Below are 26,922 nucleotides of genomic sequence, written 5' to 3'. Positions count from 1 at the left end.
CAACCGCTCTTTAACAACTGAATCAAGCAATTCGTGTGGGTGCTTGTGGAGTCAGACTGATAGTCAACAAGATTATCAGCATCACAAGTTACTCCGCGAGAAATCAAAGATGTAACCAACGATTGCTGAGCCAAGTTTAGGGTTTCTTAAAAACCCAAAGATGTTTGAACTGAAGAGTTTGATCATGGCTCAGATTGAACGCTGGCGGCAGGCCTAACACATGCAAGTCGAGCGGTAGAGAGAAGCTTGCTTCTCTTGAGAGCGGCGGACGGGTGAGTAATGCCTAGGAATCTGCCTGGTAGTGGGGGATAACGTTCGGAAACGGACGCTAATACCGCATACGTCCTACGGGAGAAAGCAGGGGACCTTCGGGCCTTGCGCTATCAGATGAGCCTAGGTCGGATTAGCTAGTTGGTGAGGTAATGGCTCACCAAGGCTACGATCCGTAACTGGTCTGAGAGGATGATCAGTCACACTGGAACTGAGACACGGTCCAGACTCCTACGGGAGGCAGCAGTGGGGAATATTGGACAATGGGCGAAAGCCTGATCCAGCCATGCCGCGTGTGTGAAGAAGGTCTTCGGATTGTAAAGCACTTTAAGTTGGGAGGAAGGGCAGTTACCTAATACGTGATTGTTTTGACGTTACCGACAGAATAAGCACCGGCTAACTCTGTGCCAGCAGCCGCGGTAATACAGAGGGTGCAAGCGTTAATCGGAATTACTGGGCGTAAAGCGCGCGTAGGTGGTTTGTTAAGTTGGATGTGAAATCCCCGGGCTCAACCTGGGAACTGCATTCAAAACTGACTGACTAGAGTATGGTAGAGGGTGGTGGAATTTCCTGTGTAGCGGTGAAATGCGTAGATATAGGAAGGAACACCAGTGGCGAAGGCGACCACCTGGACCAATACTGACACTGAGGTGCGAAAGCGTGGGGAGCAAACAGGATTAGATACCCTGGTAGTCCACGCCGTAAACGATGTCAACTAGCCGTTGGGAGCCTTGAGCTCTTAGTGGCGCAGCTAACGCATTAAGTTGACCGCCTGGGGAGTACGGCCGCAAGGTTAAAACTCAAATGAATTGACGGGGGCCCGCACAAGCGGTGGAGCATGTGGTTTAATTCGAAGCAACGCGAAGAACCTTACCAGGCCTTGACATCCAATGAACTTTCTAGAGATAGATTGGTGCCTTCGGGAACATTGAGACAGGTGCTGCATGGCTGTCGTCAGCTCGTGTCGTGAGATGTTGGGTTAAGTCCCGTAACGAGCGCAACCCTTGTCCTTAGTTACCAGCACGTAATGGTGGGCACTCTAAGGAGACTGCCGGTGACAAACCGGAGGAAGGTGGGGATGACGTCAAGTCATCATGGCCCTTACGGCCTGGGCTACACACGTGCTACAATGGTCGGTACAGAGGGTTGCCAAGCCGCGAGGTGGAGCTAATCCCACAAAACCGATCGTAGTCCGGATCGCAGTCTGCAACTCGACTGCGTGAAGTCGGAATCGCTAGTAATCGCGAATCAGAATGTCGCGGTGAATACGTTCCCGGGCCTTGTACACACCGCCCGTCACACCATGGGAGTGGGTTGCACCAGAAGTAGCTAGTCTAACCTTCGGGAGGACGGTTACCACGGTGTGATTCATGACTGGGGTGAAGTCGTAACAAGGTAGCCGTAGGGGAACCTGCGGCTGGATCACCTCCTTAATCGACGACATCAGCTGCTCCATAAGTTCCCACACGAATTGCTTGATTCATTGAAGAAGACGATAAGAAGCAGCCCGAAATTGGGTCTGTAGCTCAGTTGGTTAGAGCGCACCCCTGATAAGGGTGAGGTCGGCAGTTCGAATCTGCCCAGACCCACCAATTTTGTGTGGGAAACGCCTGTAGAAATACGGGGCCATAGCTCAGCTGGGAGAGCGCCTGCCTTGCACGCAGGAGGTCAACGGTTCGATCCCGTTTGGCTCCACCACTACTGCTTCTGAAAGTTTTGAAAGCTTAGAAATGAGCATTCCATCGAGGTGATGGTGAATGTTGATTTCTAGTCTTTGATTAGATCGTTCTTTAAAAATTTGGGTATGTGATAGAAAGATAGACTGAACGTTACTTTCACTGGTAACGGATCAGGCTAAGGTAAAATTTGTGAGTTACTCGTAATTGAGTATTATCGAATTTTCGGCGAATGTTGTCTTCACAGTATAACCAGATTGCTTGGGGTTATATGGTCAAGTGAAGAAGCGCATACGGTGGATGCCTTGGCAGTCAGAGGCGATGAAAGACGTGGTAGCCTGCGAAAAGCTTCGGGGAGTCGGCAAACAGACTTTGATCCGGAGATGTCTGAATGGGGGAACCCAGCCATCATAAGATGGTTACCTTACACTGAATACATAGGTGTAAGGGGCGAACCAGGGGAACTGAAACATCTAAGTACCCTGAGGAAAAGAAATCAACCGAGATTCCCTTAGTAGTGGCGAGCGAACGGGGACTAGCCCTTAAGTGGCTTTGAGATTAGCGGAACGCTCTGGAAAGTGCGGCCATAGTGGGTGATAGCCCTGTACGCGAAAATCTCTTAGTCATGAAATCGAGTAGGACGGAGCACGAGAAACTTTGTCTGAATATGGGGGGACCATCCTCCAAGGCTAAATACTACTGACTGACCGATAGTGAACTAGTACCGTGAGGGAAAGGCGAAAAGAACCCCGGAGAGGGGAGTGAAATAGATCCTGAAACCGTATGCGTACAAGCAGTGGGAGCCCACTTTGTTGGGTGACTGCGTACCTTTTGTATAATGGGTCAGCGACTTATTTTCAGTGGCGAGCTTAACCGAATAGGGGAGGCGTAGCGAAAGCGAGTCTTAATAGGGCGTCTAGTCGCTGGGAATAGACCCGAAACCGGGCGATCTATCCATGGGCAGGTTGAAGGTTGGGTAACACTAACTGGAGGACCGAACCGACTACCGTTGAAAAGTTAGCGGATGACCTGTGGATCGGAGTGAAAGGCTAATCAAGCTCGGAGATAGCTGGTTCTCCTCGAAAGCTATTTAGGTAGCGCCTCATGTATCACTGTAGGGGGTAGAGCACTGTTTCGGCTAGGGGGTCATCCCGACTTACCAAACCGATGCAAACTCCGAATACCTACAAGTGCCGAGCATGGGAGACACACGGCGGGTGCTAACGTCCGTCGTGAAAAGGGAAACAACCCAGACCGTCAGCTAAGGTCCCAAAGTTATGGTTAAGTGGGAAACGATGTGGGAAGGCTTAGACAGCTAGGAGGTTGGCTTAGAAGCAGCCACCCTTTAAAGAAAGCGTAATAGCTCACTAGTCGAGTCGGCCTGCGCGGAAGATGTAACGGGGCTCAAACCATACACCGAAGCTACGGGTATCACTTAGGTGATGCGGTAGAGGAGCGTTCTGTAAGCCTGTGAAGGTGAGTTGAGAAGCTTGCTGGAGGTATCAGAAGTGCGAATGCTGACATGAGTAACGACAATGGGTGTGAAAAACACCCACGCCGAAAGACCAAGGTTTCCTGCGCAACGTTAATCGACGCAGGGTTAGTCGGTCCCTAAGGCGAGGCTGAAAAGCGTAGTCGATGGAAAACAGGTTAATATTCCTGTACTTCTGGTTATTGCGATGGAGGGACGGAGAAGGCTAGGCCAGCTTGGCGTTGGTTGTCCAAGTTTAAGGTGGTAGGCTGGAATCTTAGGTAAATCCGGGATTCTAAGGCCGAGAGCTGATGACGAGTTAACTTTTAGTTAACGAAGTGGTTGATGCCATGCTTCCAAGAAAAGCTTCTAAGCTTCAGGTAACCAGGAACCGTACCCCAAACCGACACAGGTGGTTGGGTAGAGAATACCAAGGCGCTTGAGAGAACTCGGGTGAAGGAACTAGGCAAAATGGCACCGTAACTTCGGGAGAAGGTGCGCCGGTGAGGGTGAAGGACTTGCTCCGTAAGCTCATGCCGGTCGAAGATACCAGGCCGCTGCGACTGTTTATTAAAAACACAGCACTCTGCAAACACGAAAGTGGACGTATAGGGTGTGACGCCTGCCCGGTGCCGGAAGGTTAATTGATGGGGTTAGCTAACGCGAAGCTCTTGATCGAAGCCCCGGTAAACGGCGGCCGTAACTATAACGGTCCTAAGGTAGCGAAATTCCTTGTCGGGTAAGTTCCGACCTGCACGAATGGCGTAACGATGGCGGCGCTGTCTCCACCCGAGACTCAGTGAAATTGAAATCGCTGTGAAGATGCAGTGTATCCGCGGCTAGACGGAAAGACCCCGTGAACCTTTACTATAGCTTTGCACTGGACTTTGAATTTGCTTGTGTAGGATAGGTGGGAGGCTTTGAAGCGTGGACGCCAGTTCGCGTGGAGCCAACCTTGAAATACCACCCTGGCAACTTTGAGGTTCTAACTCAGGTCCGTTATCCGGATCGAGGACAGTGTATGGTGGGTAGTTTGACTGGGGCGGTCTCCTCCTAAAGAGTAACGGAGGAGTACGAAGGTGCGCTCAGACCGGTCGGAAATCGGTCGTAGAGTATAAAGGCAAAAGCGCGCTTGACTGCGAGACAGACACGTCGAGCAGGTACGAAAGTAGGTCTTAGTGATCCGGTGGTTCTGTATGGAAGGGCCATCGCTCAACGGATAAAAGGTACTCCGGGGATAACAGGCTGATACCGCCCAAGAGTTCATATCGACGGCGGTGTTTGGCACCTCGATGTCGGCTCATCACATCCTGGGGCTGAAGCCGGTCCCAAGGGTATGGCTGTTCGCCATTTAAAGTGGTACGCGAGCTGGGTTTAGAACGTCGTGAGACAGTTCGGTCCCTATCTGCCGTGGACGTTTGAGATTTGAGAGGGGCTGCTCCTAGTACGAGAGGACCGGAGTGGACGAACCTCTGGTGTTCCGGTTGTCACGCCAGTGGCATTGCCGGGTAGCTATGTTCGGAATAGATAACCGCTGAAAGCATCTAAGCGGGAAACTAGCCTCAAGATGAGATCTCACTGGGACCTTGAGTCCCCTGAAGGGCCGTCGAAGACTACGACGTTGATAGGTTGGGTGTGTAAGCGCTGTGAGGCGTTGAGCTAACCAATACTAATTGCCCGTGAGGCTTGACCATATAACACCCAAGCAATTTGACTACTTCGGACTTGGAAACAAGTAGAGGCATCAGATTGCGGTGTGTGAAGACGATAGAACCGAAAGTTCGATCTCACAAAACACCGAAAGCTATCACATACCCAATTTGCTGAAGCGAGGCCATAAGGTCACGACTCAGTACCCGAATTTCTTGACGACCATAGAGCATTGGAACCACCTGATCCCATCCCGAACTCAGCAGTGAAACGATGCATCGCCGATGGTAGTGTGGGGTTTCCCCATGTGAGAGTAGGTCATCGTCAAGATTAAATTCCAGAACCCCTGTTTGCTAACGCAAACAGGGGTTTTGTTTTGGTGGTCGGAAAATGACCTGAAGGGCACGGCGCTCCTTTGATTTCTAGGCTCCAGCCTTTCTATGCAATGGCCTTATGCATGGCTATCATGCGTGCCTCATTGTGAGGCGATACTTGGATGCTGACGTTGTTAGAACTTCTGAAAGATGGTCGATTCCATTCCGGAGAAGCGCTGGGTGCCGCCTTGGGCGTCAGCCGCAGCGCTGTTTGGAAGCAGCTCCAGCATCTTGAGGCGGAGCTGAATCTGCCTATTCACAAAGTCCGTGGTAAGGGGTACCAGCTTGCTTCTCCGTTGGTGTTCTTGAATGCGGAAGAAATTGAAGCGAATACTGTTCCTTTGGCGTGGCCCGTTCATATCTCAGACTCTATTGACTCCACTAATGCCGAAGCTTTGCGCCTAGTCGACGCCGGCTACGCTGCACCATTTCTTGTGCTGGCGGAGCAGCAGACGGCGGGTAGGGGCAGGCGAGGCCGTAAGTGGGTAAGTCCGTTTGCTCAGAATGTCTATTACAGCCTTGTGTTGCGCATTGAAGGCGGGCTGCGGCAGCTGGAGGGCCTTAGTCTCGTTGTTGGCTTGGCGGTCATGCAGGCCCTGCGTGAGTTGGGTGTGCAGGGTGCGGCCTTGAAGTGGCCAAACGACGTTCTGGTTGGGCAGAAGAAAATTGCCGGTATCTTGCTTGAGTTGGTGGGAGATCCTGCTGACATTTGCCACGTTGTTCTCGGAATCGGCATTAACGTAAATATGCAGCAGGCTGCTGAGGTTGATCAGCAGTGGACCTCGGTACAGTTGGAGACAGGTTCTCCTGTCGACCGCAATCACTTGGTTGCACGGCTGTGTCTGCAGCTGCAAAGCCACCTGGAGCGGCACAAGGCCTTTGGCTTTGGTGCGCTTCAGGCTGAGTGGGAGCGAAATCATTTGTGGCAAGGTAGGGCTGTGTCCCTCATTGCGGGCGTCAACCAAATTGACGGGGTTGTGCTGGGGATCGATCACCAGGGCGCGCTGCGCCTGAATGTCGATGGTGTCGAGAAAATATATAGCGGTGGTGAGTTAAGCCTGAGGCTGCGTGATGATTCTTGAGCTCGACTGTGGGAATAGCTTTATCAAGTGGCGTGTGCTCGGCTCGGCGATAGCTAGTGCCTCTGCGGAAGGTATTGTTGGGTCGGATCTCGCGTTAATTGAAAGTTTGATCGCAATTCCGGGTCTGTTGCTGACGCGATGCCGCCTGGTGAGCGTCCGTGCCTCAGAAGAAACCGGAAAGCTTGTTGAGGCATTGCAAGAGGCCTTTGGTGTTACGGTGTCCTGCGCGGCCCCGGCGCGCGAAATGGCTGGGGTGCGCAATGGCTATGAAGAGTTCGAGCGCCTCGGGCTTGATCGCTGGTTAGCAATGCTGGGTGGGTTCAAGTTGGCGTCAGGTAATTGTCTGGTGCTCGACTTCGGTACCGCGGCGACTGCGGATTTTATTGCTACTGATGGTGAGCACCTCGGTGGTTTTATATGCCCAGGGATGCCTCTCATGCGCAGCCAACTGCGGACGCACACCCGCAAGATTCGCTACGACGATGCAGCAGCCGAGCAGGCTATGGAGCGTCTTTCCCCGGGTCGGACGACCGTTGAGGCTGTTGAGCGCGGCTGTACGCTGATGCTCAGGGGGTTCGTATTGACTCAGCTGGAGCTGGCTCGGCGTTACTGGGGGGATGATTTCACGGTATTCCTGACTGGCGGGGATGCTGACCTGGTCTCGGACGCCGTACCGCAGGCTCGCTTCGTTCCTGATCTGGTTTTCGTCGGTCTGGCGATGGCGTGCCCTTTGTCTTGAGGTATTTATGCGTTGGCTGTTTTTGCTTTTGCTCGTTCTCAATGCCTTCTATTACATTTGGCATCAACAAGAGGCGCCGTTGCGGGCCAAGGATGTTACTCCGCTGAGCCTCTATCGCGGCTCCCAGCAGGACATTCGGCTGTTGAGCGAATCTGCTGATTCGGTGGTCCGCCGTGATCGAGCAAAAGCCCCGGATCTGCAAAATACCTGCTTGTACATCGGTGGCTTTGCTGATCAGCGGCAAGCAATGTCGCTTGAGCAGCGCCTTACAAGCCTGGATATAAAGGTCAAGGTGCAACAGCTGAATGCACCTGACGCTTCCGGCTACTGGCTCCGTGTGGCCCCTGAAAGCAGGCGCCTGGCTGACGATCTACCCTTTGAAAACCTTGCTAAGGAATTCAATGAGTTAAAACATAAAATAATGTTGTGCGAAGGCGTTGCAACTGTCGAATAGTTTGCATAGAATGGCGCCCGCTTCGCAGTGAAGACCTTTACGGTCTACAGCGTGAAGCGAAGGTCAACGCAGCTAACCTCATATTTTTAATGAGAAAATGCTTGACAGAAGGTCGGCGTGATGTAGAATGCCGGCTCGCTTAGGAGGGGTTCCCGAGCGGCCAAAGGGATCAGACTGTAAATCTGACGTCTACGACTTCGAAGGTTCGAATCCTTCCCCCTCCACCATTTTTAGCGTGAGCTGCAAGCTCCGCGGGTATAGTTTAGTGGTAGAACCTCAGCCTTCCAAGCTGATGATGCGGGTTCGATTCCCGCTACCCGCTCCAAGTTTGCAGGTTGTGCATGGTGTTTTGCTCTTGTAGCTCAGTTGGTAGAGCACACCCTTGGTAAGGGTGAGGTCAGCGGTTCAAATCCGCTCAAGAGCTCCATATAACAAGGCAGATATGAAAATATCTGCCTTTGTTTTAACAGCTGCCTCGGCTTGATAGTGTTGTGCTCGGCTTTGATGTTGGGTGATTTCAAGTCTCTTGGGGTTGGTTGTTGTAAAGTCTTTTTCAGGCCTGCATAATGGTCGGCCTGATTTTGTTTTAGGTCAGTAGCTCAATTGGCAGAGCGACGGTCTCCAAAACCGTAGGTTGGGGGTTCGATTCCCTCCTGACCTGCCAGATTCACGTGGTGTGTCTGGCTTTCTTTTCACAGGATCTTCATAGATGACTCCTAAGGCTGAAGCTCAAAGCTCTCGTTTCGATCTGGTCAAGTGGCTTGCTGTAGTCGCATTGGTGGTCGTAGGCGTTGTTGGCAATCAGTACTACTCTGCTTCGCCGATCCTGTACCGCGTACTCGCTTTGCTTGCTCTTGCTGCTGTAGCTGCCTTTGTAGGCCTGCAGACTGCCAAAGGCAAGTCTTTCGCAGTCCTGGTAAAGGAAGCTCGCACAGAAATCCGTAAAGTCGTTTGGCCGACTCGCCAAGAAACCACGCAGACCACGTTGATTGTTGTGGCTGTTGTTCTGGTTATGGCGTTGCTGTTGTGGGGGCTTGATTCCCTGCTCGGCTGGCTTGTTTCCTTGATTGTTGGCTAAGGGTGTCCCGTGGCTAAGCGTTGGTACGTTGTGCATGCTTACTCGGGTTACGAGAAGCATGTCATGCGCTCTTTGCTAGAGCGCGTAAAGCTGGCAGGCATGGAAGATGGCTTCGGCGAAATTCTGGTTCCCACTGAAGAAGTGGTTGAAATGCGGAATGGTCAGAAGCGCAAAAGCGAACGCAAGTTCTTCCCTGGCTACGTGCTGGTTCAGATGGACATGAATGAAGGTACTTGGCATTTGGTCAAGGATACTCCTCGTGTCATGGGTTTCATCGGCGGTACTGCTGATAAACCTGCTGCGATCACTGACAAAGAGGCGGAAGCAATTCTGCGTCGTGTTGCTGATGGTAGCGACAAGCCTAAGCCGAAGACGTTGTTCGAGCCGGGTGAGGTTGTTCGTGTCACAGATGGTCCGTTTGCTGATTTCAACGGGACTGTCGAAGAAGTTAACTACGAAAAGAGCCGGATCCAAGTGGCAGTGCTCATTTTCGGTCGCTCTACTCCGGTAGAATTGGAGTTCAGCCAGGTCGAGAAGGTCTAGCTGAGCAAGCATCCCAACCCCGCAGCCCTAGGCTGTGGGGTTTTGTCGTCACTGGGATAAACGCGCAAGTAACCGGGGAGCCTTTCGAGGCGTTTGAACCCGTAATTGGAGTGCCTCATGGCCAAGAAGATTACCGCTTACATCAAGCTGCAAGTGAAGGCCGCTCAGGCCAACCCAAGTCCACCTGTCGGCCCAGCTCTGGGTCAGCACGGCGTGAACATCATGGAATTCTGCAAGGCCTTCAACGCCCGTACTCAGGGTATTGAGCCAGGTCTGCCGACTCCAGTGATCATCACTGTATATAGCGACCGTAGCTTCACTTTCGAAACCAAGTCGACCCCGGCTTCGGTTTTGTTGAAGAAGGCTGCTGGTCTGACTAGCGGTTCCGCTCGTCCTAACACCGTTAAGGTTGGCACCGTAACTCGTGCTCAGCTGGAAGAAATCGCGAAAACCAAAAACGCGGATCTGACTGCAGCTGATATGGATGCAGCCGTGCGTACCATCGCCGGTTCTGCTCGTAGCATGGGCCTTAACGTGGAGGGTGTGTAATGGCTAAGCTGACCAAGCGCCAAAAGGCTATCGCCGGCAAAATCGAAGCAGGCAAGGCCTACAACTTTGTAGACGCTGCTGCCCTGCTGACCGAGCTGTCGACTGTCAAGTTCAGCGAGTCCGTTGACGTTGCTGTAAACCTGGGTGTTGACCCACGTAAATCCGACCAGGTCGTTCGTAGCGCTACTGTGCTGCCACACGGTACTGGCAAGACTGTACGTGTTGCTGTCTTCACTCAAGGCCCGGCAGCTGAAGCTGCTCTGGCCGCCGGCGCAGACCGCGTTGGTATGGACGACCTGGCTGCCGAAATGAAAGGCGGCGACCTGAACTACGACGTAGTCATTGCTTCCCCGGATGCAATGCGCGTTGTAGGTCAGTTGGGTCAGATCCTCGGTCCACGCGGTCTGATGCCTAACCCTAAAGTTGGCACCGTAACGCCAGACGTAGCTACCGCGGTTAAAAACGCCAAGGCTGGTCAGGTTCGTTATCGCACCGACAAAAACGGCATCATTCACACCTCCGTTGGCAAAGTCGGCTTCGACGCCGTCAAGCTGAAGGAAAACGTTGAAGCCCTGATCGCTGATCTGAAGCGTATCAAGCCAGCTTCCTCGAAAGGTATCTACGTCAAGCGCGTTACCCTGAGCACCACTATGGGCCCAGGTCTGGTCATCGACCAAGGCTCGCTGGACGTATAAGACACAGATTGGCGCGAGAGATCGCGCTAATTGAAAAAATTGGGGTCCCTGCCTGGCGGGGGCTATCCAAGACCGTAGGCGGCGTAAGCCTTAAACCAAAAGCCTACGCAGATGGTGCTCCCGGTTCCTTACCGAATCAGACACCAAAACGACATCCGGCTTCGGCCAGATGAAACGGTAACAAGCAGGAGTTAAACCCGTGGCAATTAATCTCGAAGACAAGAAGGCCATCGTCGCTGAAGTCAACGAGGCTGCCAAAGCTGCTCTGTCCGCTGTCGTGGCTGATGCCCGTGGTGTGACAGTAAGCGCTATGACCGGACTCCGTAAAGAGGCTCGTGAAGCTGGCGTATACGTACGTGTTGTGCGTAATACCCTGCTCAAACGCGCTGTTGCAGACACTGAATACAGTGTTCTCAACGACGTGTTCACTGGCCCGACTCTGATTGCGTTCTCCAAAGATCATCCAGGCGCTGCTGCCCGTTTGTTCAAAGAATTCGCTAAGAGTCAGGATAAGTTCGAGATCAAGGCAGCTGCGTTCGAGGGCAAGTTCCTCGCAGCTAACCAAATCGACGTACTGGCAACACTGCCGACCCGTAACGAAGCTATTTCTCAGCTGATGAGCGTGATTCAAGGCGCTACCAGCAAGTTGGCTCGTACTCTGGCCGCAGTTCGCGAGCAAAAAGAAGCTGCCGCAGCCTAAGGCTGAGCAACCTCTCTCGCGTTTTTTTGTTTATTTCGATGGCCGCGTAGGCCGTCCCCCAATTCAGGAAATACAGCAATGTCTATCTCCCAAGACGATATCCTCAACGCCGTAGCTGAAATGTCGGTTCTGCAGGTTGTTGAGCTGATCAAAGCTTTCGAAGAAAAATTCGGCGTTTCCGCTGCCGCTGCTTCTGCTGGCCCAGCTGTTGCTGCTGTTGCTGCTGAAGAACAAACCGAATTCAACGTTATGCTGTTGGAATCCGGCGAGAAGAAAGTAAACGTGATCAAGGCAGTACGTGAACTGACCGGTCTGGGCCTGAAAGAAGCCAAGGCTGTAGTTGACGCTGCTCCAGGCATGGTTCTGGAAGCCGTATCGAAAGACGCAGCTGACAAAGCCAAAGCTGCTTTGGAAGAAGCAGGCGCTAAAGTCGAGCTGAAGTAAGCATCGACCTTGCGTCTCCAGCCCAAGCGTTAAGCTGAAGGCTGATGGCTGGTGGCTCTTGCCACCGGCCTTTTTCCGTTCTTGGCTGTCGACTCGGTCGCCGCCATTAACGTGCTGTAGCCACCCGATGCGGTGGTGCAAACCATGGGGTTTGCGAGATTTTCTGGCTGCTCCCGTCGGGAGGGGCCAAACAAGCAGGTGACCAAGCTGGGGAACGCTGATGGCTTACTCATATACTGAGAAAAAACGTATCCGCAAGGACTTTAGCAAGTTGCCGGACGTCATGGATGTCCCGTACCTTCTGGCTATCCAGCTGGATTCGTATCGTGAATTCTTGCAAGCGGGAGCGACTAAAGATCAGTTCCGCGACGTGGGCCTGCATGCGGCCTTCAAATCCGTTTTCCCGATCATCAGCTACTCCGGCAATGCTGCGCTGGAGTACGTGGGTTATCGCCTGGGCGAACCGGCATTTGATGTCAAAGAATGCGTGTTACGCGGTGTTACGTACGCCGTACCTTTGCGGGTAAAAGTCCGTCTGATCATTTTCGACAAAGAATCGTCGAACAAAGCGATCAAGGACATCAAAGAGCAAGAAGTCTACATGGGCGAAATCCCACTGATGACTGAAAACGGTACCTTCGTTATCAACGGTACTGAGCGCGTTATCGTTTCCCAGCTGCACCGTTCCCCGGGCGTGTTCTTCGACCACGACCGCGGCAAGACGCATAGCTCCGGTAAGCTCCTGTACTCCGCGCGGATCATTCCGTACCGCGGCTCGTGGTTGGACTTCGAGTTCGACCCGAAAGACTGCGTGTTCGTGCGTATCGACCGTCGTCGTAAGCTGCCGGCCTCGGTACTGCTGCGCGCGCTCGGCTATACCACTGAGCAAGTGCTGGATGCTTTCTACACCACCAACGTATTCAGCCTGAAGGATGAAACCCTCAGCCTGGAACTGATTGCTTCGCGTCTGCGTGGTGAAATTGCTGTCCTGGACATCCAGGATGAGAATGGCAAGGTCATCGTTGAGGCTGGTCGCCGTATTACTGCGCGCCACATCAACCAGATCGAAAAAGCCGGTATCAAGTCGCTGGATGTGCCTCTGGACTACGTTTTGGGCCGCACCACCGCCAAGGTCATCGTTCACCCAGCTACAGGCGAAATCCTGGCTGAGTGCAACACCGAGCTGAACACCGAGATCCTGGCGAAAATCGCCAAGGCTCAGGTTGTTCGCATCGAGACCCTGTACACCAACGACATCGACTGCGGTCCGTTCGTCTCCGACACACTGAAGATCGACTCCACCAGCAACCAATTGGAAGCGCTGGTCGAGATCTATCGCATGATGCGTCCTGGTGAGCCACCAACCAAAGACGCTGCCGAGACCCTGTTCAATAACCTGTTCTTCAGCCCTGAGCGCTATGACCTGTCTGCGGTCGGCCGGATGAAGTTCAACCGTCGTATCGGTCGTACCGAGATCGAAGGTTCGGGCGTGTTGTGCAAGGAAGACATCGTCGCGGTACTGAAGACCCTGGTCGACATCCGTAACGGTAAAGGCATCGTCGATGACATCGACCACCTGGGTAACCGTCGTGTTCGCTGCGTAGGCGAAATGGCCGAGAACCAGTTCCGCGTTGGCCTGGTACGTGTTGAGCGTGCGGTCAAAGAGCGTCTGTCGATGGCTGAAAGCGAAGGCCTGATGCCGCAAGACCTGATCAACGCCAAGCCAGTGGCTGCAGCGGTGAAAGAGTTCTTCGGTTCCAGCCAGCTCTCGCAGTTCATGGACCAGAACAACCCGCTCTCCGAGATCACCCACAAGCGCCGTGTTTCCGCACTGGGCCCGGGCGGTCTGACCCGTGAGCGAGCAGGCTTTGAAGTTCGTGACGTACACCCGACGCACTACGGTCGTGTTTGCCCGATCGAAACGCCGGAAGGTCCGAACATCGGCCTGATCAACTCCCTGGCCGCTTATGCGCGCACTAACCAGTACGGCTTCCTCGAGAGCCCGTACCGTGTAGTGAAAGACGCTCTGGTCACCGACGAGATCGTGTTCCTGTCTGCCATCGAAGAAGCTGATCACGTTATCGCTCAGGCTTCGGCCACGATGAACGATAAGAAAATGCTGATCGACGAGCTGGTCGCTGTTCGTCACTTGAACGAGTTCACCGTCAAGGCGCCGGAAGACGTCACCTTGATGGACGTATCGCCGAAGCAGGTAGTTTCGGTTGCAGCGTCGCTGATCCCGTTCCTGGAACACGATGACGCCAACCGTGCGTTGATGGGTTCCAACATGCAGCGTCAAGCTGTACCCACCCTGCGCGCTGACAAGCCGCTGGTAGGTACCGGCATGGAGCGTAACGTAGCCCGTGACTCCGGCGTTTGCGTCGTGGCTCGTCGTGGCGGCGTGATCGACTCCGTTGATGCCAGCCGTATCGTGGTTCGTGTTGCCGATGACGAAGTTGAAACTGGCGAAGCCGGTGTCGACATCTACAACCTGACCAAATACACCCGCTCCAACCAGAACACCTGCATCAACCAGCGTCCGCTGGTGAGCAAGGGTGATCGGGTTCAGCGCAGCGACATCATGGCTGACGGTCCTTCCACCGATATGGGTGAGCTGGCACTGGGTCAGAACATGCGCATCGCGTTCATGGCCTGGAACGGTTACAACTTCGAAGACTCCATCTGCCTGTCCGAGCGTGTGGTTCAGGAAGATCGCTTCACCACGATCCACATTCAGGAACTGACCTGTGTGGCACGTGACACCAAGCTTGGGCCAGAGGAAATCACTGCAGACATCCCGAACGTGGGTGAAGCTGCACTGAACAAGCTGGACGAAGCGGGTATCGTTTACGTAGGTGCTGAAGTTGGCGCGGGCGACATTCTGGTAGGTAAGGTCACTCCGAAAGGCGAGACCCAACTGACTCCGGAAGAGAAGCTGTTGCGTGCCATCTTCGGTGAAAAAGCCAGCGACGTTAAAGACACCTCCCTGCGTGTACCTACCGGTACCAAGGGTACTGTCATCGACGTACAGGTCTTCACCCGTGACGGCGTTGAGCGTGATGCTCGTGCACTGTCCATCGAGAAGACTCAACTCGACGAGATCCGCAAGGACCTGAACGAAGAGTTCCGTATCGTTGAAGGCGCGACCTTCGAACGTCTGCGTTCCGCTCTGGTAGGCCACAAGGCCGAAGGCGGCGCAGGTCTGAAGAAAGGTCAGGATATCACCGACGAAATCCTCGACGGTCTTGAGCACGGCCAGTGGTTCAAACTGCGCATGGCTGAAGATGCTCTGAACGAGCAGCTCGAGAAGGCCCAGGCCTACATCGTTGATCGTCGCCGTCTGCTGGACGACAAGTTCGAAGACAAGAAGCGCAAACTGCAGCAGGGCGATGACCTGGCTCCAGGCGTGCTGAAAATCGTCAAGGTTTACCTGGCAATCCGTCGCCGCATCCAACCGGGCGACAAGATGGCCGGTCGTCACGGTAACAAAGGTGTGGTCTCCGTGATCATGCCGGTTGAAGACATGCCGCACGATGCCAATGGCACCCCGGTCGACGTCGTCCTCAACCCGTTGGGCGTACCTTCGCGTATGAACGTTGGTCAGATCCTTGAAACCCACCTGGGCCTCGCGGCCAAAGGTCTGGGTGAGAAGATCAACCGTATGATCGAAGAGCAGCGCAAGGTCGCAGACCTGCGCAAGTTCCTGCACGAGATCTACAACGAGATCGGCGGTCGCAACGAAGAGCTGGACACCTTCACCGACCAGGAAATCCTGGATCTGGCGAAGAACCTGCGCGGCGGCGTTCCAATGGCTACCCCGGTGTTCGACGGTGCCAAGGAAAGCGAAATCAAGGCCATGCTGAAACTGGCAGACCTGCCAGAAAGCGGCCAGATGCAGTTGTTCGACGGCCGTACCGGCAACAAGTTTGAGCGCCCGGTTACTGTTGGCTACATGTACATGCTGAAGCTGAACCACTTGGTAGACGACAAGATGCACGCTCGTTCTACCGGTTCGTACAGCCTGGTTACCCAGCAGCCGCTGGGTGGTAAGGCTCAGTTCGGTGGTCAGCGTTTCGGGGAGATGGAGGTCTGGGCACTGGAAGCATACGGTGCTGCTTACACTCTGCAAGAAATGCTCACAGTGAAGTCGGACGATGTGAACGGTCGGACCAAGATGTACAAAAACATCGTGGACGGCGATCACCGTATGGAGCCGGGCATGCCCGAGTCCTTCAACGTGTTGATCAAAGAAATTCGTTCCCTCGGCATCGATATCGATCTGGAAACCGAATAACACGTGACGCGAATCGAGAGCGGGGCTGTTTAGCCCGCTCTCTGCTCCGCCAGGAGGAAAGGCCTTGAAAGACCTACTGAATTTGCTGAAAAACCAGGGTCAAGTCGAAGAGTTCGACGCCATCCGTATTGGATTGGCATCGCCTGAGATGATCCGTTCGTGGTCGTTCGGTGAAGTTAAAAAGCCGGAAACCATCAACTACCGTACGTTCAAACCTGAGCGTGACGGCCTGTTCTGCGCCAAGATCTTTGGCCCGGTAAAGGATTACGAGTGCCTGTGCGGTAAGTACAAGCGCTTGAAGCACCGTGGTGTGATCTGCGAGAAGTGCGGCGTTGAAGTTGCGCTGGCTAAAGTTCGTCGTGAGCGCATGGCGCACATCGAACTGGCTTCGCCGGTTGCCCACATCTGGTTCCTGAAATCGCTGCCGTCCCGTATCGGCTTGCTGATGGACATGACCCTGCGTGATATCGAACGCGTTCTCTACTTCGAGAGCTATGTCGTTATCGATCCAGGCATGACCACCCTTGAAAAAGGTCAGTTGCTGAACGACGAGCAGTACTTCGAAGCGCTGGAAGAGTTCGGCGATGACTTTGATGCCCGCATGGGTGCTGAAGCCGTCCGCGAACTGCTGCACGCTATCGACTTGGAACACGAGATTGGCCGTCTGCGTGAAGAAATTCCGCAAACCAACTCTGAAACCAAGATCAAGAAACTGTCCAAGCGTCTGAAGTTGATGGAAGCCTTCCAGGGTTCCGGCAACTTGCCAGAATGGATGGTGCTGACCGTTCTGCCGGTTCTGCCGCCAGACCTGCGTCCGCTGGTACCGTTGGACGGTGGTCGTTTCGCGACGTCCGACCTCAACGACCTGTACCGCCGCGTGATCAACCGTAACAACCGCTTGAAGCGCCTGCTTGATCTGTCCGCTCCGGACATCATCGTGCGCAACGAAAAGCGTATGTTGCAAGAAGCTGTCGATGCCCTGCTCGACAACGGTCGTCGTGGCCGCGCTATCACCGGTTCCAACAAGCGTCCTCTGAAATCCTTGGCTGACATGATCAAGGGTAAGCAAGGTCGTTTCCGTCAGAACTTGCTCGGTAAGCGTGTTGACTACTCCGGTCGTTCGGTAATTACCGTAGGCCCGACCCTGCGTCTGCACCAGTGCGGTCTGCCTAAGAAGATGGCACTTGAGCTGTTCAAGCCGTTCATCTTCGGCAAGCTGGAAATGCGCGGTCTCGCGACCACGATCAAAGCGGCCAAGAAAATGGTCGAGCGCGAACTGCCAGAGGTTTGGGACGTTCTCGCCGAAGTAATTCGCGAACACCCGGTTCTCCTCAACCGTGCACCGACCCTTCACCGTCTGGGTATCCAGGCGTTTGAACCGGTACTGATCGAAGGTAAGGCTATCCAGCTGCACCCTCTGGTCTGTGCTGCGTACAACGCCGACTTCGACGGCGACCAAATGGCCGTGCACGTACCGCTGACACTGGAAGCCCAGTTGGAAGCGCGTGCGTTGATGATGTCGACCAACAACATTCTGTCGCCAGCCAACGGTGAGCCAATCATCGTTCCGTCGCAGGACGTTGTATTGGGTCTGTACTACATGACGCGTGAAGCGATCAACGCTAAAGGCGAAGGTCGTGTGTTCGCTGACCTGCAAGAAGTTGACCGTGTGTTCCGTGCCGGCGAAGCCGCACTGCACGCCAAGGTCAAAGTGCGGATCAACGAAACCGTCAACGACCGTGACGGCGGCAGCGTGAGCGGCACCCGTATCGTCGACACCACTGTCGGCCGTGCGCTGTTGTATCAAGTTGTGCCAAAAGGCCTGTCGTACGACGTCGTTAACTTGCCGATGAAGAAAAAGGCGATCTCCAAGCTGATCAACCAGTGCTACCGCGTGGTTGGTTTGAAAGAGACCGTAATCTTCGCTGACCAGTTGATGTACACCGGTTTTGCTTACTCGACCATTTCCGGCGTTTCCATCGGTGTTAACGACTTCGTTATCCCGGATGAAAAAGCCCAGATCATCAGTGCTGCTACCGATGAAGTGAAAGAAATCGAGAGCCAGTACGCCTCCGGCCTGGTAACCCAGGGCGAGAAGTACAACAAAGTGATCGACCTTTGGTCCAAGGCCAACGACGAAGTGTCGAAGGCGATGATGGCTAACCTCTCGAAAGAGAAGGTTATCGACCGTCACGGCGTAGAAGTCGATCAAGAGTCTTTCAACTCGATGTACATGATGGCCGACTCGGGCGCACGGGGTTCTGCTGCGCAGATCCGTCAGCTCGCCGGTATGCGTGGCCTGATGGCCAAGCCGGACGGTTCCATCATCGAAACGCCGATTACTGCGAACTTCCGTGAAGGTTTGAGCGTACTTCAGTACTTCATCTCGACTCACGGTGCTCGTAAAGGTCTGGCGGATACCGCGTTGAAAACCGCTAACTCCGGTTACCTGACTCGTCGTCTGGTAGACGTTGCGCAAGACTTGGTTGTGACTGAAGTTGACTGCGGTACCGAACACGGTCTGCTGATGACTCCGCACATCGAAGGCGGCGACGTTGTAGAGCCGTTGGGTGAGCGCGTACTGGGTCGAGTAATCGCCCGTGACGTATTCAAGCCAGGTACCGAGGAAATTATCGTTCCTGCCGGCACCTTGGTAGACGAGAAGTGGGTCGAGTTCATCGAGCTCAACAGCATCGACGAAGTGATTGTTCGCTCGCCGATCAGCTGCGAAACCCGCTACGGCATTTGTGCCAAGTGCTACGGCCGTGACTTGGCCCGTGGTCACCAGGTGAACATCGGTGAAGCGGTCGGCGTTATTGCTGCCCAGTCCATCGGTGAGCCGGGTACCCAGCTGACCATGCGTACGTTCCACATTGGTGGTGCGGCAAGCCGGACCTCCGCAGCCGACAGCGTTCAGGTGAAGAATGGCGGTACCGTCCGTCTGCACAACCTGAAGCATGTTGAGCGAGTGGATGGTTGCCTGGTTGCTGTGTCCCGTTCCGGTGAGCTGGCGATCGCTGATGACTACGGTCGTGAGCGTGAGCGTTACAAGCTGCCGTACGGTGCTGTGATTTCGGTTAAAGAAGGTGACAAGGTCGACGCTGGCGCAATCGTGGCCAAGTGGGATCCGCACACTCACCCAATCGTTACCGAAATGAAAGGTACCGTGACCTACGTGGGCATGGAAGAAGGCATCACGATCAAGCGTCAGACTGACGAATTGACCGGTATGACCAACATTGAAGTACTCGACGCGAAAGATCGTCCAGCTGCCGGTAAAGACATCCGTCCTGCCGTTAAGATGGTCGATGACAACGGCAAGGACTTGTTGCTGCCAGGCACTGACGTAATCGCTCAGTACTTCCTGCCAGCCAACGCCCTTGTCGGTGTAGCGGATGGTGCGAAGATCGCGATCGGTGATGTTATCGCGCGTATCCCGCAAGAAACTTCGAAGACCCGTGACATCACCGGTGGTCTGCCGCGTGTTGCCGACTTGTTCGAAGCTCGTCGTCCGAAAGAAGCGTCGATTCTGGCTGAAGTCAGCGGCACCATCGCGTTCGGTAAAGAGACCAAAGGCAAGCGCCGTCTGGTCATTACCCCGAACGACGGTAGCGATCCGTACGAAGAGCTGATTCCGAAGTGGCGTCACCTGAACGTCTTCGAAGGCGAACAGGTAAACCGCGGCGAAGTTATCTCCGACGGCCCAAGCGATCCACACGACATCCTGCGTCTGCTGGGTGTGAGTGCGCTGGCCAAGTACATCGTTAACGAGATCCAGGACGTTTATCGTCTGCAAGGCGTGAAGATCAACGATAAGCACATCGAGACCATCCTGCGTCAGATGCTGCGTAAAGTTGAAATCGCTGAATCCGGCGATTCCAGTTTCATCAAGGGCGACCAGATGGAACTGACTCACGTACTGGTAGAGAACGAACGTCTGGGCGCGGAAGACAAATTTGTCTCCAAGTTCACTCGTGTGTTGCTGGGTATCACCAAGGCGTCGTTGTCCACTGAGTCGTTCATCTCGGCGGCCTCCTTCCAGGAGACCACTCGCGTACTGACCGAAGCAGCGGTAACCGGCAAGCGCGATTATCTGCGCGGCCTGAAAGAAAACGTGGTCGTGGGTCGTTTGATCCCGGCAGGTACCGGCTTGGCCTACCACAGCGAGCGTAAGCGCCGCCGTGAACTCGACAAGCCGCTGCGCGTAAGCGCCAGTGAAGTGGAAGCTGCACTGACCGAAGCGCTGAACTCAAGCGGTAACTGAGTTCTGCGATAGATAAGTCTGGGCCCTGGCAGCCCCCATTCGTCGGATCGAGGCAATTTTGCCCCGCTTCGATGAGAGGGGAGGTCGGGGCCTTGCCTTGACTGGGGGCAAGATCCTCTTTAGACTCTTGTACCCCTAAATTTGGCGGGAATTCGTTCCTGCCATTTTGCTTTTCTTGCAAGACAATAGCGTCGCAAGACAACAGTGGAGCTAGTAGATGGCAACTATCAACCAGCTGGTACGTCAGCCGCGTAAGCGTATCGTCGAGAAATCCGACGTACCTGCGCTGCAGAACTGCCCGCAACGTCGTGGCGTATGCACTCGCGTGTATACCACTACGCCGAAAAAACCTAACTCGGCACTGCGTAAAGTATGCCGTGTGCGTCTGACCAACGGTTTCGAGGTTTCCTCGTACATCGGCGGTGAAGGCCACAACCTGCAAGAGCACAGCGTGGTACTGATCCGCGGCGGTCGTGTAAAAGACTTGCCAGGTGTTCGTTACCACACCGTACGCGGCTCCTTGGATACTTCCGGCGTTAAAGGTCGTAACCAGGGTCGTTCGAAGTACGGTACCAAGAAGCCTAAGTAGTAGCGGCTTTTTGTAAACCTGAATCATCTTATTTTCTGAGTCGATAAGAGTAAGGTCGGAGGCGTCCCGAAAGGGCACTGATTCCGAGCGAACCTGAAGACCGTTTGAGGGCTTATCCATGCCAAGAAGACGCGTAGCAGCCAAGCGCGAAGTGCTTGACGATCCAAAATACGGAAGCCAAATTCTGGCCAAGTTCATGAACCACGTGATGGAAAGCGGCAAGAAAGCCGTTGCCGAGCGTATCGTTTATGGCGCGCTGGAAAAGGTTAAAGAACGCAAGAACAGCGACCCCCTGGAAATCTTCGAGAAAGCTCTCGACGCCATCGCTCCGCTGGTCGAAGTGAAGTCGCGCCGTGTAGGCGGTGCTACTTACCAGGTTCCGGTTGAAGTTCGCCCGTCCCGTCGTAATGCTCTGGCAATGCGCTGGTTGGTAGACTTCGCCCGTAAGCGCGGCGAGAAGTCTATGGCTCTGCGTTTGGCTGGCGAACTGTTGGACGCTGCTGAAGGTAAAGGTGCTGCTGTTAAGAAGCGTGAAGACGTGCACCGTATGGCTGAAGCTAACAAAGCTTTCTCGCACTACCGCTTCTAATCTTAGCTTCACTAATTTTGCGAGGGCTTTATGGCTCGTACTACTCCGATTAGCCGCTACCGTAACATCGGTATCGTTGCTCACGTGGATGCTGGTAAAACCACCACCACCGAGCGCGTGCTGTTTTACACCGGCAAAAGTCACAAGATGGGCGAGGTGCATGACGGCGCCGCGACCACAGACTGGATGGTTCAGGAGCAGGAGCGTGGTATTACCATTACTTCTGCTGCTATTACCGCCTTCTGGAAAGGTTCCGAGAAGCAGTACAAGGATGAGCACCGCTTCAACGTAATCGATACCCCGGGCCACGTAGACTTCACTATTGAAGTTGAGCGTTCCCTGCGCGTACTCGACGGCGCTGTCGTTGTGTTCTGCGGCACCTCGGGTGTTGAGCCTCAGTCGGAAACCGTATGGCGTCAAGCCAACAAATACGGCGTTCCACGTCTTGTTTACGTAAACAAGATGGACCGTGCTGGTGCGAACTTCCTGCGCGTGATCGGTCAGATCAAGCAGCGTCTGGGTCACACCCCGGTGCCAATCCAGTTGGCTATCGGTTCCGAAGACAACTTCCAAGGCCAGATCGATCTGCTGACCATGGAAGCTGTTTACTGGAACGATGCTGACAAGGGTATGGTTCCTGTTCGTAAGCCTATCCCTGCTGAACTGCAGGAACTGGCTGACGAATGGCGCAACAACATGGTTGAAGCTGCGGCCGAAGCCAACGAAGAGCTGATGAACAAGTACCTCGAAGGTGAAGAACTCACCAACGTGGAAATCAAGGCTGCTCTGCGTCAGCGTACTATTGCTGGTGAGATCGTCTTGGCTGTTTGCGGTTCGTCGTTCAAGAACAAGGGTGTTCCCCTGGTTCTCGATGCTGTGATCGACTACCTGCCTGCGCCAGTTGATATTCCTGCCATCAAGGGTACTGACCCGGATGACGAGACTATCGAGCTGGAGCGTCATGCAGACGATGCAGAACCGTTCTCTGCTCTGGCATTTAAAATTGCCACTGACCCATTCGTGGGTACCTTGACCTTCGTCCGTGTTTACTCGGGCGTGTTGAACTCCGGCGACGGCGTAATCAACTCGGTTAAAGGCAAGAAAGAGCGCGTGGGTCGTATGGTGCAAATGCACGCGAACGCCCGCGAAGAGATCAAGGAAGTGCGCGCTGGTGACATCGCGGCCTTGATCGGCATGAAGGACGTCACCACTGGTGAGACTTTGTGCAACGCTGACAAGCCAATCATCCTGGTTCGTATGGACTTCCCGGAGCCGGTTATTTCGGTTGCCGTGGAGCCTAAGACCAAGGATGACCAGGAAAAAATGGGTATCGCTCTGGGCAAACTTGCTCAGGAAGATCCATCTTTCCGCGTCAAGACTGATGAAGAGACTGGTCAAACGATCATCTCCGGCATGGGCGAGCTGCACCTGGACATCCTGGTTGACCGGATGCGCCGTGAGTTCAACGTCGAAGCCAACATCGGTAAGCCTCAGGTTTCCTATCGTGAGCGCATCACGAAGAACTGTGAAATCGAAGGCAAGTTCGTTCGTCAGTCCGGCGGTCGTGGTCAGTTCGGTCACTGCTGGATCCGTTTTGCTCCTGCTGACGAAGGTCAGGAAGGTCTGCAATTCGTGAACGAAGTAGTGGGTGGTGTTGTTCCTAAGGAATACATCCCTGCTATCCAGAAGGGTATCGAAGAGCAGATGAAGAACGGTGTTGTTGCCGGCTATCCGCTGATCGGCCTGAAAGCAACCGTTTTTGACGGTTCTTACCACGACGTCGACTCCAACGAGATGGCGTTTAAGGTGGCTGCTTCCATGGCAACCAAGCAACTGGCCCAGAAGGGCGGTGGTGAGTTGCTTGAGCCAATCATGGCGGTAGAAGTTGTTACACCTGAAGACTATATGGGTGATGTCATGGGCGACCTCAACCGTCGTCGCGGCATGATCTTGGGTATGGAAGACACGGTTTCCGGCAAAGTGATTCGCGCCGAGGTTCCGTTGGGTGAGATGTTCGGTTATGCGACCGACGTTCGCTCCATGTCTCAGGGTCGCGCAAGCTACTCTATGGAATTCAAAAAATACAACACAGCTCCGGCGCACATCGCTGAAACTGTATCCAAAAAACAAGGCTGATTCAGTCCTTTAGGCAAGGAGTTAATTGTCGTGGCTAAAGAAAAATTTGATCGTTCCCTACCGCACGTCAACGTTGGCACTATCGGTCACGTTGACCACGGTAAAACCACTCTGACTGCTGCTCTGACTCGCGTTTGCTCCGAAGTATTCGGTTCCGCAATCGTTGATTTCGATAAAATCGACAGCGCACCAGAAGAAAAAGCTCGTGGTATCACCATCAACACCGCGCACGTTGAATACAACTCGCTGATCCGTCACTACGCTCACGTTGACTGCCCAGGTCACGCTGACTATGTGAAGAACATGATCACCGGTGCTGCCCAGATGGACGGCGCGATCCTGGTTTGTTCGGCCGCTGATGGTCCGATGCCACAAACCCGTGAGCACATCCTGCTGTCCCGTCAGGTAGGCGTTCCGTACATCGTGGTTTACCTGAACAAGGCTGACCTGGTAGACGACGCTGAGCTGCTGGAACTGGTTGAGATGGAAGTGCGCGATCTGCTGAGCACTTACGACTTCCCAGGCGACGACACTCCGATCATCATCGGTTCTGCTCGTATGGCTCTGGAAGGCAAAGACGACAACGAAATGGGCACCACGTCCGTTCGTAAACTGGTTGAAACTCTGGACAGCTACATCCCAGATCCAGTTCGTGTTATCGACAAGCCGTTCCTGATGCCAATCGAAGACGTATTCTCGATCTCCGGTCGTGGTACTGTTGTGACTGGTCGTATCGAGCGCGGTATCGTTAAGGTTCAAGATCCACTGGAAATCGTTGGTCTGCGTGACACTACCGTCACCACCTGCACCGGTGTTGAAATGTTCCGTAAACTGCTCGACGAAGGTCGTGCTGGCGAGAACTGCGGCGTTCTGCTGCGTGGTACCAAGCGTGACGACGTTGAGCGTGGCCAGGTTCTGGTTAAGCCAGGTTCGGTTAAGCCGCACACCAAGTTCGAAGCTGAAGTGTACGTGCTGAGCAAAGAAGAAGGCGGTCGTCACACTCCGTTCTTCAAAGGCTACCGTCCACAGTTCTACTTCCGTACTACCGACGTTACTGGTAACTGCGAGCTGCCGGAAGGCGTAGAAATGGTAATGCCAGGCGACAACATCAAAATGGTTGTCACCCTGATCAAAACCATCGCTATGGAAGACGGTCTGCGCTTCGCAATCCGTGAAGGCGGCCGTACCGTTGGTGCTGGCGTTGTAGCTAAAATCATCGAGTAATTATCTCTTCTGAGATAGCTTTGATGTTTTGAGAAGGCCCCCGCTTAGCGGGGGCCTTTTTTATTGGGTTGACACCTATCTAGGCCGTCTATAGAATTGCGCCTCCTTTTAACGGGCGTATTGCGCTCGCTGGGAATAGCAGCCGGAGTCTGAAATCCAATGCAAAATCAGCAAATCCGTATCAGGTTGAAGGCTTTTGACCATCGCCTGATCGACCAATCCACCCAGGAAATCGTGGAAACCGCGAAACGTACTGGTGCTCAAGTGCGTGGTCCAATTCCACTGCCTACCCGTAAAGAGCGGTTCACCGTTCTGGTCTCCCCGCACGTCAACAAAGACGCGCGTGACCAGTACGAGATCCGTACTCATAAGCGCGTACTGGACATCGTCCAGCCAACGGATAAAACCGTTGATGCGCTTATGAAGCTTGATCTGGCGGCCGGTGTGGAAGTACAGATCAGCCTCGGCTAAGACTTGGGTCTTAGTCGTGTAACGCTCTGAAATGGGCGGCCATAGCGGGTGAAAGCCCCGTACACTCATGAGGTTTACAACATGACTATTGGTGTAGTCGGTCGTAAATGCGGTATGACCCGTATTTTCACCGAAGAAGGTGTCTCCATTCCGGTCACGGTCATTGAGATCGAGCCGAATCGCGTCACCCAGTTCAAAACTGAAGAAACCGATGGCTATCGTGCAGTGCAAGTCACTGTCGGCGAGCGTCGTGCTTCGCGCGTGACTGCTGCTCAAGCAGGTCACTTCGCTAAAGCAAACGTTGCAGCTGGTCGCACTGTTATGGAGTTCCGTCTTGAAGATGGCGACTACCAGGCTGGCGATCTGATCAACGCTGAAATCTTCGCCGCTGGTCAACTGGTTGATGTAACCGGTCAGTCCAAAGGTAAAGGCTTCCAGGGTACGATCAAGCGTTGGAATTTCCGTGGTCAAGACAACACTCACGGTAACTCCGTTTCCCACCGCGTCCCGGGCTCTATTGGCCAGTGCCAGACTCCTGGTCGTGTATTCAAGGGCAAAAAAATGTCCGGTCATATGGGCGCTGAGCGCGTGACCGTGCAGTCCCTCGAAGTAGTGCGCGTCGACGCTGAACGCAATCTGTTGTTGGTCAAGGGTGCTGTTCCTGGCGCTACTGGCGGCAACCTGGTTGTACGTCCAGCGGCCAAGGCTCGCGGTTAAGGGGAAGCTGACATGCAATTAAATGTAAATGACGCTCAAGCGATCGAAGTTTCCGAACTGACATTTGGCGGCGAATTCAACGAGACGCTGGTTCACCAAGCAGTCGTGGCCTACATGGCCGGCGGCCGTCAAGGTAGCAAGCAGCAAAAGACCCGTTCCGACGTACGTGGTGGCGGTAAGCGCCCTTGGCGTCAGAAAGGTACTGGCCGTGCTCGTGCCGGTACTATCCGTAGCCCTATCTGGCGTGGCGGCGGTACCACTTTCGCAGCTCGTCCACAGGATCACACTCAGAAGCTCAACAAGAAGATGTATCGCGCAGCTCTGCGCTCCATCCTTGCTGAACTCGTGCGTACTGATCGTCTGGTCGTGGTTCAGGACTTCGCTGTTGATGGTCCAAAAACCAAAGACCTGCTGGGCAAACTGAACAACATGAATCTGACCGACGTTCTGATCGTGTCTGAAGCTGTTGATCAGAACCTGTACCTGGCTGCTCGTAACCTGCCACACGTTGATGTACGTGACGTGCAAGGTTCCGATCCAGTTAGTCTGATCGCATACGACAAGGTGTTGATCACCGTGTCGGCCGTGAAGAAATTCGAGGAGCTGCTGGGATGAACCAGGAACGCGTATTTAAAGTTCTGCTTGGCCCGCACGTTTCCGAAAAGGCTACGGTTCTGGCTGACAAGAAAGGCCAGTTCGTTTTCAAGGTTGCAACTGACGCAACCAAGCTGGAAATCAAGAAGGCCGTCGAAAGCCTGTTCAGCGTGAAAGTAGAGCGTGTTACTACCCTGAATGTTCTGGGTAAGAGCAAGCGCACTGCTCGCGGTCTGGGCAAGCGTAATGACTGGAAGAAGGCAGTTATCTCCCTTCAGCCAGGCCAAGATCTCGATTTCAGCAGCAGTGCTGAGTAAGG

The 26,922-nt window shown here is 54.1% G+C and carries 19 protein-coding genes, 6 tRNA genes and 3 rRNA genes; all 28 read left to right on the top strand.

All coding sequences use genetic code 11. The annotated features are described in order from the left end of the window. Positions 1–166: 166 nt before the first annotated feature. Positions 167–1,703, top strand: a 16S ribosomal RNA gene (locus tag K0P33_RS29145). 82 nt (positions 1,704–1,785) lie between these two features. Beyond that, positions 1,786–1,862, top strand: a tRNA-Ile gene (locus tag K0P33_RS29140). Between the two features lie 30 nt (positions 1,863–1,892). Further along, positions 1,893–1,968, top strand: a tRNA-Ala gene (locus K0P33_RS29135). 251 nt (positions 1,969–2,219) lie between these two features. Next, positions 2,220–5,111, top strand: a 23S ribosomal RNA gene (locus K0P33_RS29130). A gap of 170 nt (positions 5,112–5,281) precedes the next feature. After that, positions 5,282–5,397 (top strand): 5S ribosomal RNA (gene rrf, locus K0P33_RS29125). Together the 16S, 23S and 5S rRNA genes with 2 tRNA genes alongside form the textbook arrangement of a ribosomal RNA operon. A gap of 166 nt (positions 5,398–5,563) precedes the next feature. Next, on the top strand, positions 5,564–6,523 hold the full coding sequence (birA, locus tag K0P33_RS29120; protein ID WP_242152977.1) for a bifunctional biotin--[acetyl-CoA-carboxylase] ligase/biotin operon repressor BirA: 960 nt from the start codon (positions 5,564–5,566) through the stop codon (positions 6,521–6,523). Then, complete coding sequence (locus K0P33_RS29115; protein WP_094950478.1) at positions 6,513–7,262, top strand: pantothenate kinase; 750 nt, start codon at positions 6,513–6,515, stop codon at positions 7,260–7,262. The genes birA and K0P33_RS29115 overlap by 11 nt, the downstream gene beginning before the upstream one ends. 7 nt (positions 7,263–7,269) lie before the next feature. Next, the gene (locus tag K0P33_RS29110; RefSeq protein WP_242152974.1) at positions 7,270–7,716 is read left to right on the top strand and encodes a hypothetical protein; all 447 of its coding nucleotides are present in this window, start codon (positions 7,270–7,272) and stop codon (positions 7,714–7,716) included. Between the two features lie 142 nt (positions 7,717–7,858). Then, positions 7,859–7,943, top strand: a tRNA-Tyr gene (locus K0P33_RS29105). Positions 7,944–7,967: 24 nt separating this feature from the next. After that, positions 7,968–8,041: transfer RNA gene (locus K0P33_RS29100), tRNA-Gly, on the top strand. Between the two features lie 26 nt (positions 8,042–8,067). Then, a tRNA-Thr gene (locus K0P33_RS29095) sits at positions 8,068–8,143 on the top strand. 161 nt (positions 8,144–8,304) lie between these two features. Then, a tRNA-Trp gene (locus K0P33_RS29090) sits at positions 8,305–8,380 on the top strand. Positions 8,381–8,425: 45 nt separating this feature from the next. Further along, positions 8,426–8,794: a preprotein translocase subunit SecE gene (gene secE, locus K0P33_RS29085; protein WP_003194658.1), complete on the top strand. Its 369-nt coding sequence runs from the start codon at positions 8,426–8,428 to the stop codon at positions 8,792–8,794. Positions 8,795–8,803: 9 nt separating this feature from the next. Further along, positions 8,804–9,337, top strand: a complete 534-nt coding sequence (gene nusG / locus K0P33_RS29080) for a transcription termination/antitermination protein NusG (RefSeq protein WP_048724899.1) — start codon at positions 8,804–8,806, stop codon at positions 9,335–9,337. 117 nt (positions 9,338–9,454) lie between these two features. Next, complete coding sequence (rplK, locus tag K0P33_RS29075; RefSeq protein WP_003210097.1) at positions 9,455–9,886, top strand: 50S ribosomal protein L11; 432 nt, start codon at positions 9,455–9,457, stop codon at positions 9,884–9,886. After that, complete coding sequence (gene rplA, locus K0P33_RS29070; protein ID WP_003232403.1) at positions 9,886–10,581, top strand: 50S ribosomal protein L1; 696 nt, start codon at positions 9,886–9,888, stop codon at positions 10,579–10,581. The genes rplK and rplA overlap by 1 nt, the downstream gene beginning before the upstream one ends. 199 nt (positions 10,582–10,780) lie before the next feature. Continuing rightward, positions 10,781–11,281: a 50S ribosomal protein L10 gene (gene rplJ / locus K0P33_RS29065; RefSeq protein WP_056861893.1), complete on the top strand. Its 501-nt coding sequence runs from the start codon at positions 10,781–10,783 to the stop codon at positions 11,279–11,281. A 78-nt stretch (positions 11,282–11,359) separates the two neighbouring features. After that, positions 11,360–11,725 (top strand): 50S ribosomal protein L7/L12, encoded by a 366-nt coding sequence (gene rplL, locus K0P33_RS29060; protein ID WP_094950474.1) that lies wholly within the window; start codon positions 11,360–11,362, stop codon positions 11,723–11,725. A 220-nt stretch (positions 11,726–11,945) separates the two neighbouring features. After that, positions 11,946–16,019: a DNA-directed RNA polymerase subunit beta gene (rpoB, locus tag K0P33_RS29055; protein ID WP_094950473.1), complete on the top strand. Its 4,074-nt coding sequence runs from the start codon at positions 11,946–11,948 to the stop codon at positions 16,017–16,019. A gap of 64 nt (positions 16,020–16,083) precedes the next feature. Then, entirely contained in the window at positions 16,084–20,283 is a 4,200-nt protein-coding gene (rpoC, locus tag K0P33_RS29050) for a DNA-directed RNA polymerase subunit beta' (RefSeq protein WP_094950472.1), read from the top strand. A 217-nt stretch (positions 20,284–20,500) separates the two neighbouring features. Next, positions 20,501–20,872, top strand: a complete 372-nt coding sequence (rpsL, locus tag K0P33_RS29045; RefSeq protein WP_002555494.1) for a 30S ribosomal protein S12 — start codon at positions 20,501–20,503, stop codon at positions 20,870–20,872. Positions 20,873–20,990: 118 nt separating this feature from the next. Further along, complete coding sequence (gene rpsG / locus K0P33_RS29040) at positions 20,991–21,461, top strand: 30S ribosomal protein S7 (protein WP_002555493.1); 471 nt, start codon at positions 20,991–20,993, stop codon at positions 21,459–21,461. A gap of 30 nt (positions 21,462–21,491) precedes the next feature. Then, the gene (gene fusA / locus K0P33_RS29035) at positions 21,492–23,597 is read left to right on the top strand and encodes an elongation factor G (RefSeq protein ID WP_015886136.1); all 2,106 of its coding nucleotides are present in this window, start codon (positions 21,492–21,494) and stop codon (positions 23,595–23,597) included. A 30-nt stretch (positions 23,598–23,627) separates the two neighbouring features. After that, positions 23,628–24,821: an elongation factor Tu gene (tuf, locus tag K0P33_RS29030; protein WP_003176426.1), complete on the top strand. Its 1,194-nt coding sequence runs from the start codon at positions 23,628–23,630 to the stop codon at positions 24,819–24,821. Between the two features lie 159 nt (positions 24,822–24,980). Then, a complete protein-coding gene (gene rpsJ, locus K0P33_RS29025; RefSeq protein WP_003186070.1) occupies positions 24,981–25,292 on the top strand; it encodes a 30S ribosomal protein S10 in 312 nt (103 codons plus the stop codon). A gap of 81 nt (positions 25,293–25,373) precedes the next feature. Beyond that, complete coding sequence (gene rplC / locus K0P33_RS29020; RefSeq protein WP_003194649.1) at positions 25,374–26,009, top strand: 50S ribosomal protein L3; 636 nt, start codon at positions 25,374–25,376, stop codon at positions 26,007–26,009. 12 nt (positions 26,010–26,021) lie between these two features. Continuing rightward, positions 26,022–26,624, top strand: a complete 603-nt coding sequence (gene rplD, locus K0P33_RS29015; RefSeq protein WP_058414071.1) for a 50S ribosomal protein L4 — start codon at positions 26,022–26,024, stop codon at positions 26,622–26,624. Continuing rightward, complete coding sequence (gene rplW / locus K0P33_RS29010; RefSeq protein ID WP_002555488.1) at positions 26,621–26,920, top strand: 50S ribosomal protein L23; 300 nt, start codon at positions 26,621–26,623, stop codon at positions 26,918–26,920. The genes rplD and rplW overlap by 4 nt, the downstream gene beginning before the upstream one ends. The last annotated feature ends 2 nt before the right edge of the window (positions 26,921–26,922 follow it).

The sequence above is a fragment of the Pseudomonas sp. ArH3a genome, from assembly GCF_022648765.1.
Classification (GTDB): domain Bacteria; phylum Pseudomonadota; class Gammaproteobacteria; order Pseudomonadales; family Pseudomonadaceae; genus Aquipseudomonas.
Note: the sequence above shows the minus strand (reverse complement) of the source record. Positions and strands in the feature narration are given on the sequence as shown.

Coding starts and splice junctions, on each gene's coding strand:
- birA (WP_242152977.1), top strand. CDS start 5,564: ATGCTGACGTTGTTAGAACTTCTGAAAGATGGTCGATTCCATTCCGGA.
- K0P33_RS29115 (WP_094950478.1), top strand. CDS start 6,513: ATGATTCTTGAGCTCGACTGTGGGAATAGCTTTATCAAGTGGCGTGTG.
- K0P33_RS29110 (WP_242152974.1), top strand. CDS start 7,270: ATGCGTTGGCTGTTTTTGCTTTTGCTCGTTCTCAATGCCTTCTATTAC.
- secE (WP_003194658.1), top strand. CDS start 8,426: ATGACTCCTAAGGCTGAAGCTCAAAGCTCTCGTTTCGATCTGGTCAAG.
- rplK (WP_003210097.1), top strand. CDS start 9,455: ATGGCCAAGAAGATTACCGCTTACATCAAGCTGCAAGTGAAGGCCGCT.
- rplA (WP_003232403.1), top strand. CDS start 9,886: ATGGCTAAGCTGACCAAGCGCCAAAAGGCTATCGCCGGCAAAATCGAA.
- rplL (WP_094950474.1), top strand. CDS start 11,360: ATGTCTATCTCCCAAGACGATATCCTCAACGCCGTAGCTGAAATGTCG.
- rpoB (WP_094950473.1), top strand. CDS start 11,946: ATGGCTTACTCATATACTGAGAAAAAACGTATCCGCAAGGACTTTAGC.
- rpsL (WP_002555494.1), top strand. CDS start 20,501: ATGGCAACTATCAACCAGCTGGTACGTCAGCCGCGTAAGCGTATCGTC.
- rpsG (WP_002555493.1), top strand. CDS start 20,991: ATGCCAAGAAGACGCGTAGCAGCCAAGCGCGAAGTGCTTGACGATCCA.
- fusA (WP_015886136.1), top strand. CDS start 21,492: ATGGCTCGTACTACTCCGATTAGCCGCTACCGTAACATCGGTATCGTT.
- rpsJ (WP_003186070.1), top strand. CDS start 24,981: ATGCAAAATCAGCAAATCCGTATCAGGTTGAAGGCTTTTGACCATCGC.
- rplC (WP_003194649.1), top strand. CDS start 25,374: ATGACTATTGGTGTAGTCGGTCGTAAATGCGGTATGACCCGTATTTTC.
- rplD (WP_058414071.1), top strand. CDS start 26,022: ATGCAATTAAATGTAAATGACGCTCAAGCGATCGAAGTTTCCGAACTG.
- rplW (WP_002555488.1), top strand. CDS start 26,621: ATGAACCAGGAACGCGTATTTAAAGTTCTGCTTGGCCCGCACGTTTCC.